An 18,858-nucleotide genomic window follows, 5' to 3' on the forward strand; every position below is an offset into this window, starting at 1 on the left:
CGGGCTCTATCTCTTTTGACCACTGCATAAATGGCACACGTTTTGATCACAAGCGTGAAGAGGTGTGCTGTGAAGCCAAGACAGGTACCCGACGGGCTGGAACGCTCGTCACTACCCTCTGCGAGAAGGCTGCGTCGCGTGGCGTGGCTGGCTGTGGGGGTCCTGGCCGCCGAGACTGCTTTGGCGGTTTCCACGACTGGGCAGGCTATTGCCCTCCCGGCCTCTGCTACCGCTGTTGCCGCAACGCCGGTCGTCAAGTCGGAGCCGACCGGTCCGGCCGAGGCAGCGGATGCGCTGTCGGCGTCGGTGATGGCGCGGCTGCAGGACCGGCGGATCGAGGTGCTGGATGAGCGCACCGAGGCCGACAGTGTCTTCATCAACCCGGACGGCACTACGACCCGCGAGGCGGCGACTGCGCCGGTGCGGTTCGAGGAGGGCGGTGTCTGGAAGGACATCGATGTCGATCTGGTGGAGACGTCCGACGGGGATGTGCGGGCCAAGGCCCATCCTCTGGATGTGGAGTTGGCCGGGGCCACTCCTGCGAAGGAGGCCGCCGAGATACGCGAGGCCGGGGACCCGGGCGAACCTCAGGTGCCCGCCAGCCCGCTGGTGTCCTTGAAGGACACCGACGGTCAGTTGATGACGTTGTCGTGGCGGGGTGTGTTGCCCCAGCCGAAGTTGAAGGACAACCGGGCCCGCTATGTCGATGCACTGCCCGGTACCGACCTGATCGTCGAGACGACGAAGACCGGCTTCGAGCAGTTCCTGGAGCTCAAGGACCGCTCGTCGGTCGACGCGAGCGGCAGCGTGACGATGTCCTTGAACGCCGGTGGTCTCAAGGCCCGGGCGAACGAGGACAGTTCGGTGTCGTTCCTCGACCCGGACACCGGCAAGCAGGTCGGTCTGCTGCCCGCCCCGGTGATGTGGGACGCGAGCGTCGACGAGCGCTCCGGCGAGCACACCCGTACTGCGCCGGTCGGGATGAAGGTCGCGCAGAAAGGTGACGAGGTCGACCTGACCGTCACCCCGGACGCTGACTTCCTCGCCGACCCGGACACGAAGTTCCCGGTCACGGTCGACCCTGCGGTCTCCCTCGGGGCGAACTTCGACGCGTTCGTTCAGCAGGGCTACACCACCGATCAGTCCGCCTCGACGGACCTCAAGCTCGGCAACAACGGCTCCGACCAGGTCGCGCGGTCGTTCCTACAGTTCCAGACCGGTGCGATCCAGGGCAAGACGATCCTGTCGGCGAAGCTGAATCTGTACAACTACCACTCCTGGGCCTGCAGCAGCTCCGGCTCGGGCAGTTGGGAGGTGTGGCGGTCCGGCACGGTGACCACCGCGAGTCGCTGGGATTCACAGCCTTCCTGGATCGCGAAGTTCGCAACCAGCACCTCGACCAAGGGCGCCTCGGGCTGCTCGGCCGGCTGGGTGTCCGCGGACGTCACCTCCATGGCGCAGGTCTGGGCGGACCACACTGCCACCTCGCACAACGCCGGCATCCGGGCGAAGGACGAGAGCGACCCGTATGGCTGGAAGCGGTTCTACTCCGGCAACGCCGCCTCCAACACCCCGTACCTGTCGGTGACGTACAACTCGCCGCCGGCGGTTCCGACCGCGGGCGCGATCTCGCCGTCGCAGGTCAATGCCTACAACAAGAGGCGGTATGTCACCTCGCTGACGCCGCAGCTGTCGGCGAAGGTCACCGACCCCGAGGCCGGAACGGTCAAGGCGCAGTTCGAGGTCACCCCCGACCCCGCCTACACGGACGCCGGTACCTACTCCTACACCGGCACCACAGCCGGAGTCGCCTCCGGTGGCACCGCGAAGCTGACGATTCCGTCTGCCAGCGCCTTCCCGGCCGGGTCGCACCTGCGCTACCGGGTGCGCGGCTACGACGGCAGCATCTACGGCTCCTGGAGCGGCTACACCGTCTTCGTGATGAACACCGCCAAGCCGGCGGCGCCGAGCATCACCTGTGACGCCTATGCCAAGGACACCTGGTCGTCGAAGTCGTCCACCGGTGCGACCTGCACCCTGGACACGTCCTCCACCGACGGCCAGGGTTACCAGTGGGGCCTGGACGATGCGGCCGTGCCGAACAAGGTCTACGACACCCTCGATGGCACCGGCGGCGACCCGCTGACGATCACCATCAACCCCGCTGACGGCTGGCACACCCTGTATGCCCGCACCATCGACTCCGGCGGCAACATCTCCACCGCCACCACCGCCTACTCCTTCGGCGTCGGTGACGGAGCGGCCCTGTTCACCCCCGGGGACGGCGACCGTCCCGCCCGGCGCACCACGCTGACGGGCAAGGGCAAGCCGGACTACACCGGTGTGACCTACCAATGGCGCCGCACCGACGACGACACGTGGGTGAACGTTCCGCTCGCGCACGTCAGCAAGGTATCCGACAGCTCCACCGTGGCCGCCTGGCCGCTCGCGACGACCGATGGTGTCCCGGCGGACCTGAACTGGGACATCGTCAAGACCGTTGCCGAGGACGGGCCGATCCAGGTCCGTGCCGCCTTCACCAACGGCACCAGCACCGCTTACTCGACGGTGTCGAACGTGACGGTGGACCGCAAGGCCGGCACCGCGCCGTCCGAGGAGGTCGGCCCGGGTGCGGTGAACCTGCTGACCGGTGACTTCACCCTCGCCGAGACCGACGTCTCCCTCTTCGGGCTCTCCGTGACCCGCACCGCCTCCTCCCGGGCCCCTGATGCCGGGGCCAAGCAGGACGGGCAGGCGGCGATCTTCGGTCCGCAGTGGACCTCGGGCACCGTTGCCGAGCTCACCGACTCGTCCTGGTCGCACGTCAAGCGCACGGTCGCGGGCAAGGACACCGCCCTGTCGGTCGTCACGGTGGACGGCGACGAGATCGGCTTCACCGCCAAGGGCAGCACCTGGATCCCCGAGCCCGGGGCCGAGACCCTCACCCTGACCGGTGCGGTCACCGGCAACCTGGTGCTGAAGGACACCGACGAGGGAACCGAGACCGTCTTCGCCCGCAACTCCACCACCGGAACCTGGCCCGTCTCCACCTCCAGCATCATCGGCCAGACCAACTCCACCACCACGGTCGTCTCCGAGGCCGTGAGCGGTACCAGCCTGGTGCGGCCCAAGCGGATCATCGCCCCCACGACCGCCGCGTCCGCGACGACCTGTGCGGCCACCCCGGCGACTGCCGGATGCCGGTCCCTGGAGTTCGTCTACGCCACCACCACGACCGCTACCGCGGACGCGGCCGGTGACTACGCGGGCCAGGTCAAGGAGATCCGTGCCTGGTCCACCGCTCCCGGTGCCTCGGCGGCGACGTCGAAGACGGTGCGGAAGTACGAGTACGGCGCCGACGGCACCCTGCGCAACACCTACGACCCACAGATCAGCCCGGTCCTGACGCAGGGCTACGTCTACGACAGTGCCGGCCGCGTCACCACCTACAAGATCCCGGGGCAGAAGTCCTGGAAGCTCGACTACGCCTCCACCGGCGACCCGCTCTACGCAGGCGACGGCATGCTCATCAAGGCCCGCCGCGACACCCTCGCCGCAGGCACCACCGACACCGTCAACGGCGAAGCCGCCACCAGCGTCATCTACAACGTGCCGCTGACCGGCACCAAGGCCCCCAACGACATGGCCCGCGCCACCGTTGCCACCTGGGGCCAGACCGACGCACCCACCGACGCCACCGCCGTGCTCCCGCACGGTGAGGACGTCCCCGCCTCGCACAACGGCGCCGACCTGTCGGCCGCCGTCTACGCCCGGGCCACGGTGACCTACACCGACGCCTCCGGCCGCGAGGTCAACACCGCCACCCCCGGCGGCAACATCACCACCACCGAGTACGACCGCTTCGGCAACACCGTCCGTGAACTGACCGCCGGCAATCGCCAGACCGCCCTGGGCGTCACCAACGACGCGCAGGCCACCCTGACGGACCTGGGCATCACCGAACAGGACTCCGCCGCCCGCGCCGAACTCCTCTCCACCCGCAGCACCTACAACGCCGCGGGCACCCAGGAACTGGAGGAAGTCGGGCCGCTGCACCTGGTGGAGATCACCGAGCCGGTCACCTCCGGCACCGACACTCTCTTCGCCAAGGGCGACATAGCCCCGGCCCGGTCGCGCACGGTCAACGAGTACGACACCGGCCGGCCCACCGACGGCACCGCCACCGTGGAGAACCAGGTCACCAAGACCACCACCGGCGCCCAACTCCTGGACGCCCCGGCCCTCTTCACCCACACCCGCACCACCACCACCCAGTACGACTGGGTCAAGGGCCTGCCCACCAGCACCATCAAGGACCCGGGCAGCCTGAACATCACCACCAGCACCCAGTACGACACCCAGGGACGCGTCACCAAGGAACTGCTGCCCGGCGCCACCGGCACCGACGCCGCAACCCGCGTGACCACCTACTACACCGCCACCGGAACCGGCACCTGCGCCGGCCGCCCGGAGTGGGCCGACCAGGTCTGCACCACCGGCCCCGGCGGCGCCATCACCGGCGGCGGCACCAACCCCACCGGCCTGGCGACCACCACCACCGAGTACGACTGGTGGGGCAACCCGGCCAAGGTCACCGAGACCGCCAACAGCGTCACCCTCACCACCACCAACTCCTACGACGCCTCCGGCCGCCCGACCACGGTCACCGTCACCGGCGGCCTCGGCGAAGCAGTGCTGCCGGTCACGACGGAGTACGACCCGGCCACCGGCCAGGCCGTCCGCACCGTCACCAGCGCCGCCACCATCACCAAGGGATACGACACCCTCGGGCGTCAGATCTCCTACAACGACGGCGCATCCGGCACGACCACCACGACCTACGACCGGTACGACCGGCCCGTGACGGTCAGCGACAGCATCCCGACCACCACCACCTACACCTACAACCACACCGCCGAACCCCGCGGCCTGGCCACCAAGATCACCGACTCCGTCGCCGGCGACTTCACCGCCACCTACGACGCAGACGGCGGCGTGGACAAGGAAGGCCTGCCCGGCGGCTACACCCTCACCGTCAAGGACGACCCGACCGGCGCAGACCTGTCCCGGGAATACACCCGCAACAGCGACGGCCTCCTGGTCTACGGCGACACCGTCACCGAGACCATCCACGGCCAGGTCGCCAACCACTCCGGCTGGTCCGACCAGACCTACGCCTACGACAACACCGGCCGCCTGACCGCCGTCAACGACACCGTCGGCGACGTGTGCACCACCCGGTCCTACCGGTTCGACCAGCGCACCAACCGCACCGGCTCCTCCAGCACCGCGGGAGCGGCCACCGAAGCCTGCCCGACCGCCACCACCCCGGCGGCGAGCAGCACGTTCGACAGCGCCGACCGGCTGATCGCCACCGGCTACGTCTACGACGCCTTCGGCCGCACCACCGCCCTGCCCGGAGCCACCGTCGACTACCACGTCAACGACCTAGTTCGCCGTCAGGCCACCGACACCCAGCGCCAGACCTGGACACTGGACGCGGCCGGCCGCCTCGGCTCCACCACCATCGAGGACTACCTCGATGACACCTGGACCACCAGCGCGGTCAAGACCAACCACTACGACAGCGACAGCGACAACCCCCGCTGGATCACCGAGGCCGACACCGCCGGAGCACTCATCACCCGGAACATCGAAAGCCTCGCCGGCGACCTCGCCGCCACCACCGGCAAGACCGACAACACCACCCTCCAACTGACCACCATCCACGGCGACATCGCCCTGAACCTGCCCCTCGACACCACCCAGGCCCCCACAGCCCTGGACAGCGACGAATACGGCAACCCCCGCGCCGACCAGCCCGCCACCCGCTACAACTGGCTCGGCGCCAAACAACGCTCCACCGAAACCCCCACCGGCATGACCCTCATGGGCGTCCGCCTCTACAACCCCCAGACCGGCCGATTCCTCAGCATCGACCCCTTCTACGGAGGGAGTGCCAACGCATACTCATACCCTGCCGACCCCATCAACCAGTTCGACCTCGACGGCAAGCGGTGGACGTGGAAGTTCTGGCGATACAGGAAGGTGCGCAGTTGGGGGGCGCGGGGTCTCGGCTATGGACTCGCAGGAGCCAGCCGCTTCGCGGGCTACAAGTGCCGAAACCGATACGGCATGAGAGTGTGCCAAGGCGGAGTGGGACTTCACGCCCGCGGTGGCACAACCCTAGGTACCACCTACTTCACCTCCAATAACCACGATTTCGTCACCCGTGCACGAATCAGCCATGAGAAGAAACACAGGTCTCAATGGATTCGATACGGTCTAGGATTCGGCATCCGATACCTGCGTGCAGGATCGAACCCCTGTCGTAACAGGTGGGAGAGAAAGGCGAATTGGAAATCGGGAGGCTACCTCCAGTGCTGAGATCTGGGCGACGTGTCCTTGGGCCATTGAAGTCCGGCAGTATCGCCGTGACTCTCCTCCTGGGCGGTTTGGCCACCTCATGTGGCCTGGTGCCCGAGCATCCGGGTGACGACGTCCTGGTACTGGGCTTCAGGGTCAGGGAGCACACGGTCGAAATCAAGGTCCCTATGTGCGCCGGCGAAAAGATTTCGCGCGTCGAAGTATGGGATCCGGGCGACGACAGAAAGAAAGAGAAAAGGCTGTGGTGGGGCCAGGATCCACTGGGTGCCACGGCTGGCAATGGGCAGTTGGAGCTTTGGTCGCCTACCGACTATCGGAAGGTTTCCAAGACCGAGAAACCCGCGAGCTTTCCGGCTCTGGTCGACGTATCCGCCGACTTCTCGGATGGGGAATCCGTCGGGGACCTGGTCGACCTCGATGAGGCCGCAAAACACCAAGCGGCAAACAAGTACTGGACGATCAAGGGAAAATATATGAGCGCGAAGGAAATTGACGAACAGCTGTCATGCCGGACCGGATGATGGCAGCCAGGTGAGCTGCTGTCCGAGGATCCACGAAAGTCGCTTCTGCTAAGGACGGCAGGACAGCTAAAGAAGGTTGAAGTCCTTCAGGATGCGGGGCCCCTTTTGGGCCTCGCATCCCCGCCGGAACCGATGCACCGCCTTATGGGAGAGACCCGCACCGGGTCCGGTGTCCGACCGGCTTCTTGACCGTCGATTGGCGCTGACCGCATCTCATATCTCTGGGAGGCCTCATCGGCGCCGGCGACGGTCCACCTGACGGCGTTGGTTCGCCCTCGACGGCCGAGGCCCGGGCGGCCGCACTGATCGGCCGAACGATGGTCACCAGCCTTGTGACATGCCTACGAGGCGGGACTGGTGGTGCCGGGCGAGGGGTGAGGCTGCCACCCTCGCCCGGGGCCGGAGCGTTTGGGCAGGGGCCCGGAGGGTCCGCCGCCCCCGACGGCGGACCCGTTCCCCCGCTCACCGCGCGCTCGGCGGTGGAACGTGCCTATGCCTTGGGGTTCTTGTGCCACGTGCCCTTGACGCAGGTGTCGCCGGTCCCCCAGACGTCGTTCTTGCAGACCACTACGCGGGCCTTGAGCACGTTGAAGGTGTCGGTGAAGCCGGGGAACGTGGAGGTCCTGCCCTTGCCGACGCAGTCCGAGTTGTCGTTCCAGGCCCGGCTCTCCCCCGTGATGACCGAGTTGCCCCACCGGCCACCCTTGAACTGCATGAAGGCGAACGTGTCGTAACCGTCCTTGCAGCTCTGGTCGTTGACGTAGACCTTGATTTTTCCGGTCTTGCCGGGGCCCGTCCACTTCCATGTGGCGTGTGCGTAGCCGAACTTCGCGTGGGCCTTCGACGAGCCCTTGGTACTGAGGACCTGCGGGCTCGCCACGGCATCGGTGTCCGTCTGCGCGGCCGTGACCGACCCGCCCGGCCGGGGCTTCGGCGCCCGTAGCGTGCCGGCCCGCACGGCCCACGGGCACACCGGCTACTTCGCCCCGGGCACGGACTCGCTCGGCGCCTTCGCCTCGATCGCCGAGGGGAGGGCCGGTTGATCGGTGCCGCGCCGCGGGCTTCGCTCTCGCCCTCCGGCAGTCACGTGGCCCGCAGTGCGACAGTGGCACTCGCCATCATCAGGAACAGGCCGATCACCACGAGCAGCAGGGCCGTCGACAAGGCCCGGGCGCGCCTGCGGTTGACGCGCCGCAAGGCCGTGATCGTGTCCGTCCTCACCCGGTTCCACTCCTCCGGCTCGAAACGGGTTCCGGGCCGGAGGAGCTGGGTGAGGTCCTCCGTGCCGGCGTGCGGCAGTCGCACCGGCACGTTGACGAGCAGTCCCAGGACGGCGGCGAGCACCTGCATGACCAGGGCCGCGACGAGCAGGAGTTGAGCCGTTCCCGGGAATGTCAGGGATCGGCCGCTGGTGGCCAGTGCGACGGCTCCGGTGATGATGCCGACGAGCGTGCCCGAGGCCGAGATGACGGCCATGCCGCGCGTTTCGAAGGACGCCTTCCTGGCCCGCTCCTCGGTCAGTTGCTCGGTCAGGAAGGCGGACGTGTGCTGGGTGCGCGTCTCGTGGTTCAGGACATTGCCTTCCCTGGGTCCTCGGGGACTCGTACGGGCGAGCGGCGGACGGCCGAGCCGGCCGTCATGACCGCTCGAACCCCTGGTTCAGGGTGTGGGGTGCCTGCTCGTCCAGGACGTGCAGCGGCCAGTCGAGACCCCGCGGGACGCTGAGGCGGGGCTCTCGCAGCCGGGTGAGACCGAGATCCTCGGCGGCACCGACGACCGCCGCTTCGAGCCCCAGTTCCCGGCCGAGTTCGTCGAGCCGGGCCTTCACGCGGCCGATCCGCAGCTCGGTGGCCTCCGCCTCGGCCCGGGCCGCCGCCAGTCTCCGCGGCGCCGCGTCCTCCTCCGGTCGCCCCCTGTTCAGCCCGGCCAGCGTCCGGCGCAGCCTTCTCGGCAGCCTGCCGTGCGACTCCGTCGCGACCATGGCGCGCAGCAGCGCCCGTATCGAGGTCCACTCGTCTTCCGCGACCGGCTCGTCGTGTTCGAGGCGCCGAGCCATCCAGGAGCACACGTCGACCTCCTCCGGCGCGAGGAGGCCGGAGAACGCCTCCAGGTCATCGATCAGACGGCGCTTGTGCGCGGCCCAGTGTGCGCGCGCGTTGTCGGCGGACGAACGCAACCGTCCCAGGCGGTCGCGGTGGCGGTGGCGGGCTTCGACAGCGGCGACGCGCTCCGCCTCCGCCTCGTCGATACGGGGGATGACGTGCTCGATCCGCGTCGTGATCCGCTTCAGCAGGTCGTACACGCTGGTGCCGTCCTTCATCGCGACGGCGAACGCGTTCCTCTGCTCCAGGTCGACGATCACGGCACACGGCACGAGGGACGCGGGTATCCCGAAGAAGCGCTGCATGGCCGAGACCGTGAACGTGAGGGCGAGCTGGTGCTCCTCCAGATCGTGCGGTCGGACGGCGGACGCCGCGGCGATCAGCCGCGGGGGCGGCGGCATCGCTCCGACCGGCCGACTCGTACCCATCCGCACGGACCCCGGGCATGTGCGGGACGACAGGTACAGCCGACTGCTGTGGCCGCCCGCTTCCTCCAGGCCGGGCACCCAGCAGGTCTCGGGGCTGTAGAACGAGTGGGGGCGCTCCGCGGAGATTCGGATCTTCTTCGGCGACGGGGAGAAGACGGCGATGTAGTGGCCCGTCAGGTCATCGATGTCGCTCCAGTGCTGGAAGAACCCTCTCTGCAGATCCGGGGCGTCGGCGGAGCGGGCGAGCACGAACACCATGGCGGCGAAACCGCCCCCGCTCAGAGTGCGGAAGGGCATGCGCAGGAAGCTCTCGACGGGCAGGTCCACCTCGGATGAGTACATACGCATCCCTGAGCCGGGTACCGGGCACTGGACGGAATGATAGGAGACGTCCGACCAACTGGGGAGCGGGACAAGGGACTTCCTTTCGCTCCTTCGCCGGTCGCGAACCGGGGGCGGGGCCCACGACCACCGGTGCGCGCCGCCCCGGCGCGGACCCCGCCACCCGGGCCGGACCCGCCTACTCGCGCACCGTGGCCGTCGCGCTCATTTGGGTGGTGTCCCTGCGAGAACAGCCAGCCTCAACACATCCGCAGAGTGGCTTCGTTGGCACCCTGGGCCGGAGGCCGGGCGGAAAAGTAGCACAACATCCCGAGCCACATCGGCGTCACCGCCGGCATCTACGTCCACGTCCGATCCCACTTCCCACGCCGGCCATCGACACCCTCAACGACGCCCTGAGGCCCGCTGAAGACAGCAACGATGACCCACCCGCGAAATGAGGGTTTCGTTGCATCAGCTACCGAATTTTTTCTCACCCATCGCGACGAGAGCCCCACGGGCGGCATCAACGACATCGCCCCATGCCCGCGTTTGGATAATTTCCGCATCACACGATGACGGCACGGAAATTGCGCGATCCAGCACCGAATTCAGTTCCTTCATAGCTGCAACTTCCTCTTCGCTGACGAGGACGAAACCCAGCCTCCCGCGTGGTTCCGCGAAAACGCCAGAGTCATCGAAGAAATCCAGCGCCTCATCGAGGCTGGAATCGCCTGGATCCCTCGACATCCAGTTCTTCTCCTGCCAACCCTGGTCACTCAGCCTCACCAGCCAGTCGATCAACTGAGCACGGATCCACGGAGTCTGTAGTTCAGCGGGCTCAGGGGGCATTCCAGCTCCTCCACATCTGCCACTCGCCAAGAGCTCTTCACACGATCTTGCTGAAGTGCACCGGTCGGGCGCTACCAGCGTGCGCATTCAGCGGTTCGTGACGCGAAGCGGCCGAAGGTCGCCCCGGTGTTCACTTTCTGACAAACTCAATGACGGCGAGTACCCCTCCGACGACCCCAGCAATTTCGGTAGCTATGGTCAGAACAGGGCGCTTAGGCCCCTCCTCGGCATCCTCAATGTAGCCATGTATACCCACTGCCGCTGATATACCAAAGATGATTGCCAGGGGTTCATAACCATCCTTCCACATAAGAATGAAGAGGAAAGATGCGAGGCCACTTAAGAGGAATACTCCTACCTGCTTGTCAGTCACAGCCGCCCTCTCCGTCACGATTTTTACGGCTACCCCTTCGCTCCCGATGGATAAGCGCAGGCGCCAGATACCCTTGCAATCCAAAATGAACGAAAGCCCGCATACCGGTACCATCCGGGCATTGGGTAGAGCTGAATTGTCGTCACGTACCCGCGTAGATTAGGGGATAGTGAGTTCCTTCCACTCCCGGTTTGCAGTTGAGGTGGAGGGTGGCTACTGAACTTGAACGGGTGATGTCGGGTCGGTTTGGCTGACGGGTGCTGATCGGCGCTGGTAGCCATCTGTGCGTGAGGTACGCGCAGGGCGGCGGGTTGACCGCCGCGGGGAGGGCCGCCCGGGAGCGGGTCAGGCTGCAGGCCGTGGAACGCTTCGAACGCGGGGAGAAGAACGGGGAGATCGCGGTCGCGCTGCGGGTCAGTGAGCGGTCGGTTGAGCGATGGCGCCGGGCTTGGCGGGAGCAAGGCGAGATAGGACTGCTGTCCGCAGGCTCGCCGGGACGGCCCAAGCTCAGCGCGGCCCAGGTCGACAGGCTGGAACGTGAGTTGGAGCGGGGACCGCTGGTTCACGGCTGGGTAGATCAACGGTGGACGCTGGCGCGGGTGAAGACCCTGATCGGCCGCCTCTTCCATGTCTCGTACACCGTGGAGGGCACCTGGCAGTTGCTGAAGCGGCACGGCTGGTCATGGCAGCAGCCTGCTCGGCGGGCGATCGAGCGCGATGACGAAGCCGTCGAGCTGTGGAAGAAGGAGGTCTGGCCGCGGGTAAGAACACCGCGGCGGCACTCGGGGCCTGGATCGTCTTTCAGGACGAGGCCGGGCAATCGATGACGCAGCCGCGTGCCAGGACCTGGGGCCGGGTCGGCCGCACGCCGGTGGTGCGGGTCCGCGGCCGGGGATCCGGACGGGTCTCGATGGCAGGAATGGTCTGCTACCGGCGGGGGAAACGGTCGCGGCTGATCTACGCCGTCCGCGAGTACCACGGTCGCAAAGATGAGCCGAAGGGCTTCGGCTGGCGCGATCTACGGGATCTGCTTGTCCGAGCCCGCATCCAGCTTGGCGGCCCGATCGTGCTCGTCTGGGACAACGTGCGCCTGCACCTGACCGCCGGGATGAGGGAGTGGGCCGCCGCGAACGTGCAATGGCTCACTATCTTCCAACTGCCCACATACGCACCTGACCTCAACCCGCAAGAAGGCATCTGGTCGCTGGTCAAGCGAGAGGTCGGCAACCTCGCCGCGGCCGACCTCGCCCAGATCACCAAGGCCGTCAAGCGCAGGCTCAAGCAGATCCAGTACCGACCGGACATAGTCGACGGTTGCCTCGCCGGCACTGGCCTTGCCATCCGCGAGTAGCGAACCAGGAAACGGCCAGCCGGCACGTGGCCCTACGATCGCGGCAGCCCGCCGAACGCTTGTGCCCGACGAATTGAGTGAGCCCGTGAGCGACGACGTCCTGTCGATCATTCCGACCGATCCACAGTGGCAGCCCGACCGGGCGGCGGCCGAGCGGACTGCCGCGCTCACCGCGGACCTGGCTCCCGGCCTGCCCGATGGCGTGGGGGTCGAGATCGACGTCACCTGGCACGACACCCTCACCCCCGTCGACTGCGGCGAGAACCTGGAACGGATCGGCTGCCCGCACTGCGGTGCCTCGATCGACACTGAGTGGTACGCCGACCTGCTGGAAAGCCACTGTGAGGACGGCTTCGCCACCTTGGCCGTGGAAGTGCCCTGCTGCGGCGCCGCCACGTCGCTGGACGTGTTGGACTACGACTGGCCGTGCGGCTTCGCCCGCTTCGAGATCGCCATCTGGAACCCCGAACGTGACTGGTTCGGCGACGAGGAACTGGCCACCATCGGTGACACACTCGGGCACCCGGTGAAGCAGATCAGAGCCCACATTTGACTCAGGTATCAGCAGGAACCAAGTGCAGCCGTCCAGCCCGACATCACCCATTCAAGTTCAGTACCAAGAACGCGTCACGCCGTCATGGGCGGGTCTTGTGCCCGGTCGACTTCAGTCGCCCCAGTCTGGCCGCGCAGCCCTCTTTCCTCTTGGCCCCCTCCCGGCCGGCAGTGCAGGGTGACTCCATGACATGGACAGCACCGCAGGTGGAGCGCACCGGGCAGTTGGGTGGCCTGGGTACGGCAACTGAGCGTCGGATGCTGGAAGGTTGGCTGAGCTGGCATCGCGAAACTTTGCTGGCCAAGTGCGCCGGGCTTGAGCCGGCCCAGTTGGCGCGGACCACCGTGGAGCCGTCGCCCCTCACCCTTCTCGGCCTGGTCCGGCACATGGCGGAGGTGGAACGATGGTGGTTCCGGCGAAGCTTCGCCGGTGAGGCCATCGGCGATGTCTTCACCGGCCCGTCGGATGGCAATGAGGGACTCGATGGAGTCCGCGCAGCCGACGCGGAGAGAGACTTCGGGTTGTTCCGGGCCGAGGTCGCAGCATGCGACGCGGCGGCGGCCGGGCACGATCTCGACGAGACCTTCGTCTCCTCTCGCGGAGTTTCCCTCAGCCTGCGCTGGGTCTACGTGGCGATGATCCAGGAGTACGCCCGCCACAACGGCCACGCCGACTTCCTGCGGGAGCGGACCGACGGGGCGACGGGCGACTGAGCTTCTTCCTCGGACCGGTCGGAGGGCTGGTGCCGGGAGATACCTGATCGTTCGGGGCACCTGGTTCCATCGCATCTCGCGGGAGCCGCTCCCGAGCGCACTTGATCACCTCGTCCGGACGGTGGCGCGAAACCCCCGCCAGTTACGCTCGTACGCATGCACAGCCTGGCAATGATCGACAACTGGCCCGTCCCCACCGCCGCGGCGGCCGTCGTACGAGCGGACGGCACCGTCGTCGGTACGCACGGCCCGACCGCGCACCGTTTCCCGCTCGCCTCCGTCACCAAGCCGCTCGCGGCCTACGCGGCGCTCGTGGCGTACGAGGAGGGCGCGATCGAGCTCGACGAGCCGGCCGGCCCCGAGGGCTCCACCGTCCGCCATCTGCTGGCGCACACCAGCGGGCTCGCCTTCGACGAGCACCGCTCGACGTCGGCCCCCGGCACCCGCAGGATCTACTCCAACGCGGGCTTCGAGATGCTCGGCGACCACATCGCCAAGGCGACCGACATCCCGTTCCCGGAGTACGTACGCCAGGCCGTACTGGAACCGCTCGGGATGACATCGACGACGATGGACGGCTCGCCCGCCAAGGACGGCATCTCGACCGTCGACGACATGGCGCGGTTCGCGGCGGAGGTACAGGCACCGCGGCTCCTCGACCCGCGCACGGTGCTCGCCGCGCAGACCGTCGTTCACCCCGGCCTGAAGGGCATACTGCCGGGCTACGGCCACCAGAACCCCAACGACTGGGGCCTCGGCTTCGAAATCCGGGATCACAAGTCCCCGCACTGGACCGGCAGTTCCTCGTCACTCGCGACCTTCGGCCACTTCGGGCAGTCCGGCACGTTCCTGTGGATCGACCCGGTCGCGGGCGCGGCCTGTGTCGCGCTCACCGACCGGGCCTTCGGCCCGTGGGCGGTGGAGGCGTGGCCGCCGTTCACGGACGCGGTGCTCGCGGAGCTTCGTTCCGGACGCTGAGCCCCGGCTCCCCCGGCCGGTCCGCCCCCTTCTTGGTCCAGCACTCGAACCACACCGTCTTGCCGTTTCCGTCGCGGCGCGGTTCGGCGCCCCAGCGGTCGGTGACGGCCTCGACCAGCACGAGCCCCCTGCCGCCCTCGTCGAAGACGTCCCCGGCCGTCACGGACGGCAGTGCGGGGCAGTCGTCCGCTACCTCGACGCGCACACCCCGGGCCGGGAGCAGGAAGATCAACGTCTGGCAGCGTCGGCCGGGGACGTGCCGCACCACATTGGCGATCAGCTCGGTGAGCGCCAACTCCGCTGCGTCGGCCAGGTCGAGGAGATCCCAGCCGGTGAGGTAGAGGCGCAGGATGTGGCGCAGATGCCGGGCCGAGTGCTCCCCCATGGCGAAGTCGGCGCGGTAGGTCGGCTCCGGCAGGTCATCCAGCCGGGGATCGATTACGTGATTCATGTCACCAGAGTGCAGTCACGTGGTTACGCTCGGCTATGTACCGAACCGAACGCCGTGAGGCGTTGAACGCCGGAGGTGCCTCGCCGTGCCGAACATCCAGACCCTTGACCCCAGCGCCTCACCGTTGGACTACTACGGCTGGGAACTGCGCCGCCAGAGAGAGGCCCACAACCTCAAACAGGGCCAGCTCGGCGACATCATCTTCTGCACCGGCTCATTGATCGGCCAGATCGAGACCACGAAGAAGCTCCCCACTCGCGACTTCTCCGAGCGGGTGGACGCGGCACTCGGGACGGACGGGATGTTCTCGCGACTGATCGGCCTGGTGCTGCGCAGCCAGCTGCCGACCTGGTTCCAGCCCTACGCCGAGATGGAGTCCTGCGCCGCGTACATCTCCACGTACCAGGCGCAGTTGGTGTACGGGCTGTTGCAGACGGAGGAGTATGCGCGGGCGGTGCTCGCCACCGGGATGCCCGACGACCTCGAAGGGCTGGTGGCAGCCCGGATGGAACGCCAGCGCATCCTGGAGCGGGAACGGCCGCCGCTGGCCTGGACCGTTCTCGACGAGGCGGTGCTGCACCGGCCGATCGGCGGTCACGGGGTGATGCGGAGGCAACTCCAGCGCCTGTTGGACTTCACCGGACAGCGCTGGATGCAGATCCAGGTGCTTCCCTTCTCGGCCGGTGAACACGCGAGTCTCGCAGGGTCGTTCAACCTACTTCGCTTCGACGAAGATCCCGACATCGTCTACACAGAGGACGTCATCTCCGGCCACATGACGGCCAGTCCCGACACGGTCAGGGAAGCCGCGCTCCGTTACGCTCGCCTTCAGGCCGCCGCCCTCTCCGTCGAGGACTCCGCGGCCCTGATCGCCCGGGTGATGGAGGAGCATTATGAAGACCGGCCCCGAGTTGACGAACGCCCTGTGGCGTAAGTCGAGTTACAGCGGAAGCACCGGTGGCGACTGCGTCGAGTGCACCGTCACCGGCGGCGCGGCCTGGCGCAAGTCCAGTTACAGCGGAAACACCGGTGGTGATTGCGTCGAAGTGGCCGACGGTCTCCCCTGCGCCGTGCCCGTTCGCGACAGCAAGAACCCCGACGGCCCCGTCGTGACCGTCGGGGCCCGTGCTTGGCAGTCCTTCGTGGACGGGCTTCGCTGAGAGCCGCCGCGAAGCCGGCACGACGAGGGGCTCGGGACGGCCACCTGCCTTCGTCCCGGGCCCTCTTCGTCTTCGTCTTCGTCAGACGAGCGGTTCGATCATGTGGGTCCGGCGCTGGGACCGCGTGGCCGCGTCACCCGACCAGGCCGTCCGGTTCGGGTCGAGCCCCACACCGTTGGCGAGCCCGAGACGGGCGATCACGGCATTGTGCTCGATGCATGCCTGCCTCATCGGGTCGATGAACTGATCCTGCAGCTCCACCTGAGTGACAGCCGCCGCGGCTCTGACCTTCGCCTCGATGAAGTCGTAGACGTGTTCCAGCTGTTCGGACCGGGGTGTGATGGAACCGTCCTCGGTGTAGTTGAGGTCCGGCCCGCTGCTGCCCGGGTCGTCGTTCCTGACCGCCGGCTCGGGGCCGAGGGCGAAGTTGGCCGGTACGTTCTTCAGGGCCTTGGAGACGGCGCCGGCTTGGGCGCTTGCCGTCGTGAACGCCGTCGGGGCGTGCGGCGCCAGCTCGGTCACGACGTCGGTCAGCTGGGTCGCGGTGAGGAGTGCGGCGAAATCCCCCAGCAGTGACTTGGGCACGATGTGGTGCAGGGTGTGCACCAGTGCGTTGCCCGGGTTGGCGGCCTTCTCCGCGGCCAGGGCGTTCTTCGTCGGGTTGTTCTTCCAGTCGCCGGCACGCTGGACCGGTGTCTCCGCGGTCGGGGACCCTCCTGCTCCCGGGTTCTCCCGGTCGCCGGTCGCTGCGGTCCGTGCCGGTGCGGACATGACCCGGCGGGCGTTCTGTTCCGCAGCCCGTTCGTAGGTGTCCGAAGGGTCGGAGATCCGCAGGCCCGCGCCGTTGTCAGTGCCGGAGACGGCGCCCTGCCGCTGCTGGATGACATGGGTCAGCTCGTGGGCGAGCGTGTGCTTGTCGCCTCCACCGGCGCCGACGACGACGTGATGGCCGGAGGTGTAGGCGCGGGCACCGACCTCGGCGGCGGAGGCCCGTGCGGCGCTGTCGTCGTGAATGCGTACGTCGGAGAAGTCGGCACCAAGTCGGGCCTCCATCTCCTCCCGCAGCGCGGTGCCCATGGGCTTACCTCCGGTACGCAGCACCTCGTGGACGGCGGAGCGCTGCACCTCGTGCTGCTCCTCGGGCTGCGCCCAGGAGTGCCCCGCCCGCCGGAGCAGTTGGACGACGGCGGCGTTGCCGAGACTGCTCTGCAGGGCGCGCGGCGTGTGCGAGGGGAGTTGGCTCGTGCCCGGCGCTCTCTCCGGAGTACGCACGCGAGCAGAGTCACGGGCTCCGTCAACGGTGTGGTCGGATTCGCGTGCGCGCATCAGAAGCCTTCCGGAGGGGTGCACGGGCTGGTGGCCTCTCATCACTACACGGCCCCTTCCGGTGCGGGCCAGGTACCCGAGGGCAGAATCGGCCGACTTGGCGGACAGGGAGGCATGGCCGCCGCGGCACCCGCTACCCTCCTCGGCCATGGCCGACATAGTCCGCGCTACCGCCGCCGATGTCCCGGGGCTCGCTTCCGTGCTCGCCAGCGCCTACGCCGAGGACCCCGTCTGGTCCTGGCTGATGCCGCACGACCGGGACCGGCGGCTGCGACTGCTGTTCACCGCGCATCTGGCGCAGCAGGTCCCGGCGGGTCGGGTGTGGACCGACCCGGACCGCACGGTGACGGCGGTGTGGGCGGAGCCCGGGAAATGGAAGCTGCCGGTGAGCTATCTGCTGCGCAACGCGGGCACCCTCCTGCGGGCCGGGCGGGCCCAACTGCCCAGGACCGGGCTGCGGTTGCTGGCGATGGAGCACCGTCATCCCGTGGACCCCGCGCACTGGTACGTCGAGTACATCGGCACGCACGCGGACGTGCGTGGCACGGGGCGGGGGTCACAGGTGCTGGGCGGGTTGCTGGAGCAGGCGGACGCGGACGGGCGGCCGGTGTTCCTGGAGTCGAGCAACCACCGCAATCTGACCTTCTACCAGCGGCACGGCTTCACGGTGCAGGAGGAGATGACGTTCCGGTCCGGGCCGCCGATGTGGTCGATGTGGCGACGGGACGCGGACCGGTAGCGTTTCGCGGTCGGTGGCACCCGGCTCGGGGCGTCAGTCGATGTAGTTCGTGAGCACGCAGCCGTCCACTTCCGCGGGTGCCTGCTCGAACCCGGTGGGGATGCCGCCCGTGTCCCGGCAGAACAGGTGCAGGAGCCCGGACTTCTTGAGGTCCTGCCGGGTCTCGACCGTCGAGGAGTACACGGCGAAGTCCTTCCCGACGAGGTAGCCGCCGCCGCGCTGCTGGGCTCTGGCCTGGAAGGTCTTCATGTGGTCGATGGAGAGGAGCCGGATCGACATCTTCTTGGCGTTGTAGCAGACGCCGCGCTCCTTGATGCCCCACTCGGAGCCCACCGACTCCTCCTCGGAGTTCTTCGGCTCCAGGTGCATGCCGGTGCAGGTGGTGCGTCCCGCGACGAACGTCTCGATGTCCGCCATGGTGGCGGCGCTCGGCAGGCCCGCGCTCAGCGACGTACCGCCCCCGGCTTCCGGCGAGCTCTGGCCGGCCGCGTCCGGTGTCTTCCCGCCGTCGTCGCCGGATGAGTCGCTGCTCCCGCAGGCGCTCATCGCGCCCAGCGCCAACACGGCCGCCGCACCGGCCACCATCCGCCGAAACCGCATCTC

The 18,858-nt window shown here is 67.9% G+C and carries 19 protein-coding genes; 11 read left to right on the plus strand and 8 right to left on the minus strand.

Features of this window, described 5'->3' with window-relative positions; genetic code table 11:
- Nucleotides 1–138: 138 nt before the first annotated feature.
- Both AB0L71_RS20480 and AB0L71_RS20485 read left to right on the plus strand, forming a co-directional pair.
- Nucleotides 139–6,387 (plus strand): DNRLRE domain-containing protein, encoded by a 6,249-nt coding sequence (locus AB0L71_RS20480; RefSeq protein WP_365244651.1) that lies wholly within the window; start codon nucleotides 139–141, stop codon nucleotides 6,385–6,387.
- A 47-nt stretch (nucleotides 6,388–6,434) separates the two neighbouring features.
- Nucleotides 6,435–6,908 (plus strand): hypothetical protein, encoded by a 474-nt coding sequence (locus AB0L71_RS20485; protein ID WP_365244654.1) that lies wholly within the window; start codon nucleotides 6,435–6,437, stop codon nucleotides 6,906–6,908.
- A 490-nt stretch (nucleotides 6,909–7,398) separates the two neighbouring features.
- On the opposite strand, the gene AB0L71_RS20490 is transcribed toward AB0L71_RS20485, so the two are convergent.
- Nucleotides 7,399–7,788, minus strand: coding sequence for a hypothetical protein (locus AB0L71_RS20490; protein WP_365244656.1), 390 nt, complete (start codon nucleotides 7,786–7,788; stop codon nucleotides 7,399–7,401).
- 25 nt (nucleotides 7,789–7,813) lie between these two features.
- Between AB0L71_RS20490 and AB0L71_RS20495 the strand changes: the two genes are divergently transcribed.
- Nucleotides 7,814–7,951 carry a hypothetical protein gene (locus AB0L71_RS20495; RefSeq protein ID WP_365244894.1) on the plus strand — a complete coding sequence of 46 codons (138 nt, stop codon included), beginning with the start codon at nucleotides 7,814–7,816 and terminating at the stop codon, nucleotides 7,949–7,951.
- Between the two features lie 40 nt (nucleotides 7,952–7,991).
- On the opposite strand, the gene AB0L71_RS20500 is transcribed toward AB0L71_RS20495, so the two are convergent.
- The 4 genes from AB0L71_RS20500 to AB0L71_RS20515 form a co-directional block, all read right to left on the minus strand.
- Nucleotides 7,992–8,384, minus strand: coding sequence for a hypothetical protein (locus tag AB0L71_RS20500; protein ID WP_365244659.1), 393 nt, complete (start codon nucleotides 8,382–8,384; stop codon nucleotides 7,992–7,994).
- A gap of 160 nt (nucleotides 8,385–8,544) precedes the next feature.
- Nucleotides 8,545–9,780 (minus strand): hypothetical protein, encoded by a 1,236-nt coding sequence (locus AB0L71_RS20505; RefSeq protein WP_365244662.1) that lies wholly within the window; start codon nucleotides 9,778–9,780, stop codon nucleotides 8,545–8,547.
- Nucleotides 9,781–10,233: 453 nt separating this feature from the next.
- Nucleotides 10,234–10,611: a hypothetical protein gene (locus AB0L71_RS20510; protein ID WP_365244665.1), complete on the minus strand. Its 378-nt coding sequence runs from the start codon at nucleotides 10,609–10,611 to the stop codon at nucleotides 10,234–10,236.
- 130 nt (nucleotides 10,612–10,741) lie between these two features.
- A complete protein-coding gene (locus tag AB0L71_RS20515; protein ID WP_365244668.1) occupies nucleotides 10,742–10,984 on the minus strand; it encodes a hypothetical protein in 243 nt (80 codons plus the stop codon).
- A gap of 287 nt (nucleotides 10,985–11,271) precedes the next feature.
- Between AB0L71_RS20515 and AB0L71_RS20520 the strand changes: the two genes are divergently transcribed.
- From AB0L71_RS20520 to AB0L71_RS20540, 5 genes are all read left to right on the plus strand, one after another.
- Complete coding sequence (locus tag AB0L71_RS20520; protein WP_365244671.1) at nucleotides 11,272–11,811, plus strand: winged helix-turn-helix domain-containing protein; 540 nt, start codon at nucleotides 11,272–11,274, stop codon at nucleotides 11,809–11,811.
- A complete protein-coding gene (locus tag AB0L71_RS20525; RefSeq protein WP_365244674.1) occupies nucleotides 11,808–12,335 on the plus strand; it encodes a transposase in 528 nt (175 codons plus the stop codon). The genes AB0L71_RS20520 and AB0L71_RS20525 overlap by 4 nt, the downstream gene beginning before the upstream one ends.
- 85 nt (nucleotides 12,336–12,420) lie before the next feature.
- Entirely contained in the window at nucleotides 12,421–12,888 is a 468-nt protein-coding gene (locus AB0L71_RS20530) for a hypothetical protein (protein WP_365244677.1), read from the plus strand.
- A gap of 185 nt (nucleotides 12,889–13,073) precedes the next feature.
- The gene (locus AB0L71_RS20535) at nucleotides 13,074–13,601 is read left to right on the plus strand and encodes a DinB family protein (RefSeq protein ID WP_365244680.1); all 528 of its coding nucleotides are present in this window, start codon (nucleotides 13,074–13,076) and stop codon (nucleotides 13,599–13,601) included.
- 156 nt (nucleotides 13,602–13,757) lie between these two features.
- The gene (locus AB0L71_RS20540) at nucleotides 13,758–14,579 is read left to right on the plus strand and encodes a serine hydrolase domain-containing protein (protein ID WP_365244683.1); all 822 of its coding nucleotides are present in this window, start codon (nucleotides 13,758–13,760) and stop codon (nucleotides 14,577–14,579) included.
- Here AB0L71_RS20540 and AB0L71_RS20545 read toward each other — a convergent pair.
- On the minus strand, nucleotides 14,539–15,030 hold the full coding sequence (locus AB0L71_RS20545; protein WP_365244686.1) for an ATP-binding protein: 492 nt from the start codon (nucleotides 15,028–15,030) through the stop codon (nucleotides 14,539–14,541). The two genes, AB0L71_RS20540 and AB0L71_RS20545, sit on opposite strands and share 41 nt — an antisense overlap.
- Before the next feature lie 85 nt (nucleotides 15,031–15,115).
- On the opposite strand from AB0L71_RS20545, the gene AB0L71_RS20550 reads away from it, so the two are divergent.
- Nucleotides 15,116–15,964 carry a helix-turn-helix transcriptional regulator gene (locus tag AB0L71_RS20550; RefSeq protein WP_365244689.1) on the plus strand — a complete coding sequence of 283 codons (849 nt, stop codon included), beginning with the start codon at nucleotides 15,116–15,118 and terminating at the stop codon, nucleotides 15,962–15,964.
- On the plus strand, nucleotides 15,924–16,190 hold the full coding sequence (locus tag AB0L71_RS20555) for a DUF397 domain-containing protein (RefSeq protein WP_365244691.1): 267 nt from the start codon (nucleotides 15,924–15,926) through the stop codon (nucleotides 16,188–16,190). Before AB0L71_RS20550 ends, AB0L71_RS20555 begins: the two co-directional genes overlap by 41 nt.
- Before the next feature lie 81 nt (nucleotides 16,191–16,271).
- On the opposite strand, the gene AB0L71_RS20560 is transcribed toward AB0L71_RS20555, so the two are convergent.
- On the minus strand, nucleotides 16,272–17,516 hold the full coding sequence (locus tag AB0L71_RS20560; protein WP_365244693.1) for a DUF4157 domain-containing protein: 1,245 nt from the start codon (nucleotides 17,514–17,516) through the stop codon (nucleotides 16,272–16,274).
- 148 nt (nucleotides 17,517–17,664) lie between these two features.
- On the opposite strand from AB0L71_RS20560, the gene AB0L71_RS20565 reads away from it, so the two are divergent.
- The gene (locus AB0L71_RS20565) at nucleotides 17,665–18,255 is read left to right on the plus strand and encodes a GNAT family N-acetyltransferase (RefSeq protein WP_365244696.1); all 591 of its coding nucleotides are present in this window, start codon (nucleotides 17,665–17,667) and stop codon (nucleotides 18,253–18,255) included.
- A gap of 33 nt (nucleotides 18,256–18,288) precedes the next feature.
- Here the strand turns inward: AB0L71_RS20565 and AB0L71_RS20570 are convergent, their stop codons facing one another.
- A complete protein-coding gene (locus AB0L71_RS20570; protein WP_365244699.1) occupies nucleotides 18,289–18,855 on the minus strand; it encodes a hypothetical protein in 567 nt (188 codons plus the stop codon).
- Nucleotides 18,856–18,858: the final 3 nt, after the last annotated feature.

The organism is Streptomyces sp. NPDC052052 (genome assembly GCF_040680455.1).
Lineage (GTDB): Bacteria > Actinomycetota > Actinomycetes > Streptomycetales > Streptomycetaceae > Streptomyces.